This is a genomic window from Achromobacter maghribensis, from assembly GCF_057334215.1.
In genome coordinates this window covers 43919-48357 of record NZ_JBHFII010000012.1, presented here as the reverse complement: position 1 = coordinate 48357, position 4439 = coordinate 43919, and the positions used below count along the sequence as shown (strand labels likewise).

Here is a 4439-nt window from a genome sequence, read left to right as displayed (position 1 = left end):
CCCCCCCGCCCCCTGGGGGGCGCCGCGCAGCGCTGCGGGGGAAACATCAGTGCGAGCTGATCATCGTGCCGACGCCCTGATCGGTCAGGATCTCCAGCAGCAGGCAGTGCGGCACGCGGCCGTCGACGATGTGCACGGAATTCACGCCGTTCTTGGCGGCGTCCAGCGCCGACGAGATCTTGGGCAGCATGCCGCCCGAGATGGTGCCGTCCGCGAAGAGTTCGTCGATGGTCTGGGCGGACAGGCTGCGCAGCAACTTGCCGGCCTTGTCCAGCACGCCCGGCGTGTTGGTCAGCATCAGCAGCTTTTCAGCGCCCAGCACTTCGGCCATCTTGCCGGCGACGACGTCGGCATTGATGTTGTAGGCCGTGCCGTCTTCGCCATAGCCGATCGGCGAGATCACCGGAATGAACTGGTCGTCCTGCAAGGCTTTCACCACGGCCGGCTCGACCAGGGTGATGTCGCCCACGAAGCCGATGTCGATCGGTTCGTCGGGGTTGTCCTTGTTGGCCATCAGCTTCTTCTGGGCCTGGATCAGGCCGCCGTCCTTGCCGGTCAGGCCCACGGCCTTGCCGCCGACTTCGTTGATCATCATGACGATGTCTTGCTGGACCTGGCCGCCCAGCACCCATTCGACCACTTCCATGGTCTCGGCATCGGTCACGCGCATGCCCTGGATGAAGGTGCCCTGCTTACCAATGCGGCGCAGCGCGTCGTCGATCTGCGGACCGCCGCCGTGGACGACCACCGGATTCAGACCCACCAGCTTCAGCAGCACGACGTCGTGCGCGAAGCTGCGCTGCAAGCGCTCTTCCGTCATGGCGTTGCCGCCGTACTTGACCACGATGGTCTTGCCGTGGAATCGTCGGATATACGGCAGTGCTTCAGACAGCACAGCGGCTTTGACAGCGGGGGACGAAACGGCAGCAGGGTCGGGGGTGTCGGTCATGGCAGCTAAGTCGGCAAATAAGTATGAGTGGTTAGAAAAAATGCCTGCACAAAATCGCGTTCGGGACGCGGTAGCGCAAGCATACGACGGATTGTAGTACCCGCAGGTTTCATATGCCTAAAACCTATGTCCATATGCCCGACAAATAACCGGCATTCAGGTAAATTGGGGGCGTTTTCGAGAGCGCGGCGCCCCGCAAAAGGGGGCGAATCCGCATTCGGGCGGACATGGGCCCCCATTTTTATCCCTATAAGAGGCAAAACATGCGTTTTAACTTCGTCCGCTCGGCCCTTGCGGCATCGGCCTTCCTGGTGGCGGCCAATGCAGCCCATGCTGAAAAAGTGGTGGTGGGCGCGACCCAGGTGCCGCACGCCGAAATCCTGGAAGTGGTGAAACCGCAGTTGGCCAAGCAGGGCGTCGAGCTCGACATCAAGGTGTTCAGCGATTATGTGCAGCCCAACCTGCAACTGGCCGACAAACAGCTGGACGCCAACTTCTTCCAGCACAAGCCCTATCTGGATGCGTTCAACAAGGACCGCAAGGCCACGCTCGTGCCGGTGGCGCTGGTCCACGTCGAGCCCTTCGGCGGCTACTCCAAGAAGATCAAGAGCCTGTCCGAACTGAAGGACGGCGCTTCGGTCGCTATTCCGAACGACCCGTCCAACGGCGGCCGCGCGCTGGTGCTGCTGCAAAAGCAGGGCGTGATCAAGCTGAAGGATCCTTCCAACATTCTGGCGACCGCCGCCGATGTGGTCGAGAATCCCAAGAAACTGAAGTTCCGCGAACTTGAAGCCGCGATGCTGCCGCGCTCGCTGGACGACGTGGACCTGGCGCTGATCAACACCAACTACGCGCTGGAAGCCGGCCTGGTGCCCACCAAGGACGCGCTCTTCATCGAGGGCGCCGATTCGCCCTATGCCAACATCCTCGTGACCCGCGCCGACAACAAAGATGCGCCGGGCATCAAGAAGCTGGTCGATGCCCTGCACACGCCCGAGGTGAAGAAGTTCATCCAGGAAAAGTACAAGGGCGCCGTGATTCCGGCTTTCTGAATCCGGCCGATCCGGCCAGGCAAGAAAAAACCGCCCATCGGGCGGTTTTTTCTTGGGACGCCGGGTGAGCGTCTAGCCGGCGGCCAGCGCCTTTTCCACGGTGGCGTGGAATTCGGCCACGTCGTATTCGCCCAGATAGCGCTTGATGATGTGTCCCTGCTTGTCGATCAGGAAGGCCGTGGGCGTCAGGCGGATGTCGCCGAAGGCGCGGGCGATGTCGCCCTTGGTGTCCAGCGCCACGGGGAAGGGCAGCTTGCGCTGTTCGGCGAAGTTCAGCACGAAGTTGGGCGGGTCGTAATCCATGGCGACCGCCACGGCCTCGTAGCCCTTGCTGGCGTACTGTTTATAGGCCGCGATGGTTTCCGGCATCTGCTTCACGCAGGTCACACAGCTAGTTGCCCAGAACTTGACCAGCACGACCTTGCCGCGCAAGTCCTGCATCGAGAAGGACTTGCCTTCCAGCGTGGTGAAGGTGACGTCGGGCGCGGTCTGGGCGGGGCGCCAGACGAACCAGGCGCCGATGCCGACCGCGACCAGCACGGCCAGGGCTACGATGGCTTTTTTCATTTGATGGGCATGGCCTCTACGCCGTTGCTCGTGCCGGCCGCGTTGCCGCTGGGTGCTGCGCCGGCGCCGCTTTCAATGGGCGCCTTGGTTTCCGTGGATTGGTCCCGGGTGCTGCTGTTGGACAGCCGGATCGCTTCTTCCCGGCTGATGGTCTCGAACAGTTTAACCACCTTTGCGACGCCGCCGACGTCGGCCGTGGCATTCGCTGCGTAGTCGCCCTCGGCCTGCGTGACCTTGCCCATCAGATAGACGACGCTGTGGTCCGTCGTCAGTGCGATGGTGCCGGACGGCACATACTTGGTGTTGATCAGCGCGGTCTTTACTTTAGAGGTCAGCCAGGTGTCGTTCGAGCGGGTGCCGAACGACGCGATCGGGCCCACGTTCAACTGGTTGATGACCTGTTTGACGTTTTCGATGCCCTGGGCGATGGCGGTGGCCTGGCTTTTTGCCTCTTCGGAGGGCACGTCGCCCGTCAGCAGCAGGTGGCCGCCGTAGGCCATCGCATTGACCCGGGCGGTATCGCCCAATTTCTGGGAAATCTGGCTTTGCGCCTTGAAGGCCATGTTCTGGTCTTCAAGCTGAGTGCCCGACGTGCGGCGGTCCGTGACCACGACCGCCGTGGTGGCGGCGGCGCCGCCTACGATCAGGGGCGCGCAGGCCGTCAGCGACAGCGCCGCGGTGGACAGGGCGGCCGCTAGCATCAGGGGGCGGACTGCGGTTCTGACGTCAGAAATCATTCAGTGTCTCCAAGCAGAAGAGCGTCGATGCCGTCGCACAGTGCGTGCAGCAGCAGGATATGGACTTCCTGGACCCGCATCGTGCGGTCGCTGGGAACACATAGATGGACGTCCATGGGCGTAATGAGTTCCCCCATGACGCCGCCGCCCTTGCCCGTCAGGGCAAGAACATGCATCTCGCGCGCGCTGGCGGCTTCCATGGCGCGGACCACGTTGGGGGAATTGCCGCTGGTGGAGATCGCCACCAGCACGTCTCCGGCCTGGCCGAAGGCGTTGACCTGGCGTTCGTAGATTTCATCGAAGCCGTAGTCGTTGCCGACTGCGGTGAGGATCGCGGTGTCGGTATTGAGCGCGATGCCCGCCAGCGGCAGGCGCTCGCGTTCGAAGCGGCCCACCAGTTCGGCGATGAAATGCTGCGCATCCGCGGCGGATCCGCCGTTGCCGCAAGCCAGAATCTTGCCGTTGTTCGCCAGGGCGCCGAATAGCACGTCCACCGCCACCGCCAGCGGTTCGGCCAGGACGTTCATACTTTGTTCGCACGCAGCCATGGCGTCGCGAAAGTGCGACGTCATACGAGAGGTCATATCCATGGCCGCGATTATCTCACGCGGCGGTCCCCCTGTTCTGTCGATCCGTAACGACGCTGCGGCAGGACGTTACGGTGGCGTCCGGCCGGAGTTTGCCGCATCCGGCGTCGGCCTCAAGGCAGCAGGAAAGCGGCGCGCAGCCATTGAGGTTGGCCGGCGTCGAACACCACGGCGTCGAAGCGGGCTGGCGGCGGTGTGCCGTGCCAATGCCGCCGGGTCAGTTCCGGCAGCCATTGCGCGGCGGCGCGGGCCAGCCGGGCCTGCTTGTCGCGGCCGATGCTGGCCGCGGCGCCGCCGTAGCGGGTTGGGCCCCGGGCCCGGACCTCCACGAACACCAGCGTGTCGCCGTCGCGCATGGCCAGGTCAATTTCGCCCGCCCGGGTCCACAGGTTGCGCGCCAGCAGCACCAGGCCCTGGGCCAGCAGCAGGCGCAGCGCGGCGTCTTCATGGAAATCGCCGCGGCGTTGCATGGGCGAGCGGCGCAGGGGCGCGTCTTCCGGCGCGCCACGTGGCCGGGCGCGGCGGCGGGGGGGGGGGGGGGGGGGGG

The 4439-nt window shown here is 64.2% G+C and carries 6 protein-coding genes; 1 reads left to right on the top strand and 5 read right to left on the bottom strand.

Annotated features, from left to right (window positions below; genetic code table 11):
• Positions 1 to 46: 46 nt before the first annotated feature.
• Entirely contained in the window at positions 47 to 949 is a 903-nt protein-coding gene (argB, locus tag ACE039_RS04980) for an acetylglutamate kinase (RefSeq protein ID WP_105555895.1), read from the bottom strand.
• Positions 950 to 1212: 263 nt separating this feature from the next.
• Between argB and ACE039_RS04975 the strand changes: the two genes are divergently transcribed.
• Positions 1213 to 2001, top strand: a complete 789-nt coding sequence (locus ACE039_RS04975; protein WP_105555896.1) for a MetQ/NlpA family ABC transporter substrate-binding protein — start codon at positions 1213 to 1215, stop codon at positions 1999 to 2001.
• A gap of 72 nt (positions 2002 to 2073) precedes the next feature.
• Here the strand turns inward: ACE039_RS04975 and ACE039_RS04970 are convergent, their stop codons facing one another.
• The 4 genes from ACE039_RS04970 to ACE039_RS04955 all read right to left on the bottom strand — a co-directional run.
• Positions 2074 to 2568, bottom strand: a complete 495-nt coding sequence (locus tag ACE039_RS04970; protein ID WP_105555897.1) for a peroxiredoxin family protein — start codon at positions 2566 to 2568, stop codon at positions 2074 to 2076.
• Complete coding sequence (locus tag ACE039_RS04965; RefSeq protein ID WP_105555898.1) at positions 2565 to 3305, bottom strand: BON domain-containing protein; 741 nt, start codon at positions 3303 to 3305, stop codon at positions 2565 to 2567. Before ACE039_RS04965 ends, ACE039_RS04970 begins: the two co-directional genes overlap by 4 nt.
• On the bottom strand, positions 3302 to 3895 hold the full coding sequence (locus tag ACE039_RS04960; protein WP_169274276.1) for a phosphoheptose isomerase: 594 nt from the start codon (positions 3893 to 3895) through the stop codon (positions 3302 to 3304). Before ACE039_RS04960 ends, ACE039_RS04965 begins: the two co-directional genes overlap by 4 nt.
• 110 nt (positions 3896 to 4005) lie before the next feature.
• A partial coding sequence (locus tag ACE039_RS04955; RefSeq protein WP_485821805.1) for a YraN family protein occupies positions 4006 to 4439 on the bottom strand: 434 nt, incomplete at its 5' end.

Bases quoted from the DNA above. Each gene is read 5' to 3' on its own strand.
- ACE039_RS04960 (WP_169274276.1), bottom strand. From the start codon at position 3,895: ATGGATATGACCTCTCGTATGACGTCGCACTTTCGCGACGCCATGGCT.
- ACE039_RS04975 (WP_105555896.1), top strand. From the start codon at position 1,213: ATGCGTTTTAACTTCGTCCGCTCGGCCCTTGCGGCATCGGCCTTCCTG.
- argB (WP_105555895.1), bottom strand. From the start codon at position 949: ATGACCGACACCCCCGACCCTGCTGCCGTTTCGTCCCCCGCTGTCAAA.
- ACE039_RS04970 (WP_105555897.1), bottom strand. From the start codon at position 2,568: ATGAAAAAAGCCATCGTAGCCCTGGCCGTGCTGGTCGCGGTCGGCATC.
- ACE039_RS04965 (WP_105555898.1), bottom strand. From the start codon at position 3,305: ATGATTTCTGACGTCAGAACCGCAGTCCGCCCCCTGATGCTAGCGGCC.